Below are 2,098 nucleotides of genomic sequence, written 5' to 3'. Positions count from 1 at the left end.
TCATGGGATAGATGGCCAGCACCTTCTGCCAGGCCTCGAGCGCCGATTGCTTGTGACCGGTCTCCGCCATGATCTGGGCCAGGCCCGACAGCGCGCCGAAATGGCGTGGCTCGAGCTGCAGCGTGCGGTCGATATCGGCCATCGACTTGCCGTAGTTCTTCATCATGAAATGCACGGTGGCGCGGCGGTTCCAGCCTTCGGCATAGCTCGGCTGCAAGGTCACCACCTGGTCCAGGAAATCGAGCGCGACGTCGAACTTCTGATCGTTCATCGCATTTTGCGACCACTGCATCATCAGGTCGATCGAGGCGCTGCCGGACTGGAACCATTCGTTCCAGATGTTGCCGGCAATGCGCTCGGCGGCCTTTTCGTTGCGCTCGCGCTTCAGGTCGGAGAACAGCCTGTCGAGCCGGGCCTGTTTCGTCATCGGCGGGGCCGGAGTGTCCGGGGCCGCCGGCTGGGCCGCCTGATCGTTCGCTGCCCTGGCCGCTATGCTAACGGCACCGGAAAGAGGGAAAGCGATCAAAAATGCAAAAAGAATCCGCATCGCCCGACTCTAGTCCCGGGCGGCGGAACATCAAAGTGAATTCAACGTGGGAAGGTCGGCTCGCCGACAAGCATCAATGGGCGGAGGCAAAAAGCCTCCGGCCGAAAACTCAACCCTGGCGCGCCTTATAGCGCGGGGCGGTCTTGTTGATGATGTAGATGCGGCCCTTGCGGCGAACCAACTGGTTGTCGCGGTGACGCGCCTTCAGCGCCTTGAGCGAATTCTTGATCTTCATGGTCTTGCCTGTCGGTGTGGACCCGGTTCCGGGTCGAAATTATAAGGCGCGCCAGAAGACGCGCCTTTTGAACGGTGGGTGGCTCATAAACGAGGAGCCTTGCCCATGTCAACCGTAAGTCAACGGCAAGCGTGCTCCGCGTCCTGATATCATCAAATATCCGCCATGTCGGCACCCGTGGCATTGCGCGACCACGAGTCGGCTGGGATGATGCCGCGACAAGCAAGTGATTTGGGGACAAAGATGCGTCGAATTTTCCTGTTCGCCTGCCTCGCCGTCCTGGCGGCAGGCGCGGTCGCCCGCGCTCAGGAATGCGACCGTTCCGACGACAGCCAGCAAATGATGAACATCTGCGCCGGCGAGGATTATCAGGCCGCCGACGCCAGACTCAACGCAGCCTATCAGGCGCTGATCGGCTCTGATGATGCGGGTGGCAAGCGATTGCTTCAGGTGGCGCAGCGCGCCTGGATCAGCTTCCGGGATGCCGAATGCGCGCATAACACCGCGGCCAGCGCGGGTGGCTCCATCCACGCGATGGAAGTTTCGCAGTGCCTGACCAGGCTGACCAATGATCGCATCAAGCAACTCGCCGCCTCCGCCAATTGCGAGGAAGGCGATGCAAGCTGCGCCGGCCCCGGCGAGGACAGCGGCGAGGTGCAATAGGCTCGTGTCCCGCGAACTAAGTACGTGAACTGATGCGGGTGAAGTGGCCCATCTTGCGGCCAGGCCGCGCCTCCGCCTTGCCGTAGAGGTGCAGCATCAGGTCGGGCTCGGCGAGCAGGGCTGGAACGCGCAGCACGTCGTCGCCGATCAGGTTCTCCATCACGCAATCGGAGTGGCGATTGGGGCTGCCCAGCGGCAGGCCGGCAATGGCGCGGATGTGTTGCTCGAACTGCGAAACGATGCAGGCGGCTTCGGTCCAATGGCCTGAATTGTGGACGCGGGGCGCGATCTCGTTGGCCAGCAGCGAACCATCGGCCAGCACGAAGAACTCGACACCGATGACGCCGACATAGTCGAGCGCGGACAATATCTTCGACGCGGCGACCTGCGCGGCTACCGCCGTTTCGGGTTTGATGCCGGCCGGCAAGGTCGATGTGTGCAGAATGCCGTCGCGGTGCACGTTTTCGGCCGGATCATAGGCGGCGACCGCCCCATCGATCCCGCGCGCGGCGATGACGGAAACCTCCCGCTCGAAGGGCACGAAGCTCTCCAGGATAAGCGGCACATTGCCCATCGCCTCGCAGGTGCCGGCAAAGCCACCCGTCTCCATGTTGCGGAAGACGCGCTGGCCCTTGCCGTCATAGCCCATGCGC

General features: G+C 62.7%; 4 protein-coding genes. 1 reads left to right on the top strand and 3 read right to left on the bottom strand.

Going from position 1 to position 2,098, the window contains the following annotated elements; all coding sequences use genetic code 11:
* Both EOA36_RS34220 and ykgO read right to left on the bottom strand, forming a co-directional pair.
* The coding region (locus EOA36_RS34220; protein ID WP_127281105.1) for a hypothetical protein at positions 1-547 on the bottom strand (547 nt) is incomplete at its 3' end.
* Positions 548-656: 109 nt separating this feature from the next.
* Positions 657-782: a type B 50S ribosomal protein L36 gene (gene ykgO / locus EOA36_RS34215; protein ID WP_006203764.1), complete on the bottom strand. Its 126-nt coding sequence runs from the start codon at positions 780-782 to the stop codon at positions 657-659.
* Positions 783-1,025: 243 nt separating this feature from the next.
* Between ykgO and EOA36_RS34210 the strand changes: the two genes are divergently transcribed.
* Positions 1,026-1,445, top strand: coding sequence for a lysozyme inhibitor LprI family protein (locus EOA36_RS34210; protein WP_127281106.1), 420 nt, complete (start codon positions 1,026-1,028; stop codon positions 1,443-1,445).
* A 16-nt stretch (positions 1,446-1,461) separates the two neighbouring features.
* On the opposite strand, the gene EOA36_RS34205 is transcribed toward EOA36_RS34210, so the two are convergent.
* Positions 1,462-2,098 (bottom strand): ATP-grasp domain-containing protein (locus EOA36_RS34205; protein ID WP_127281104.1); only part of this gene is annotated, 637 nt, incomplete at its 5' end.

Origin of the sequence: Mesorhizobium sp. M8A.F.Ca.ET.021.01.1.1, from assembly GCF_003998025.1 — a bacterium.
Lineage (GTDB): Bacteria > Pseudomonadota > Alphaproteobacteria > Rhizobiales > Rhizobiaceae > Mesorhizobium.
This window is presented reverse-complemented; position numbering and strand designations above follow the sequence as displayed.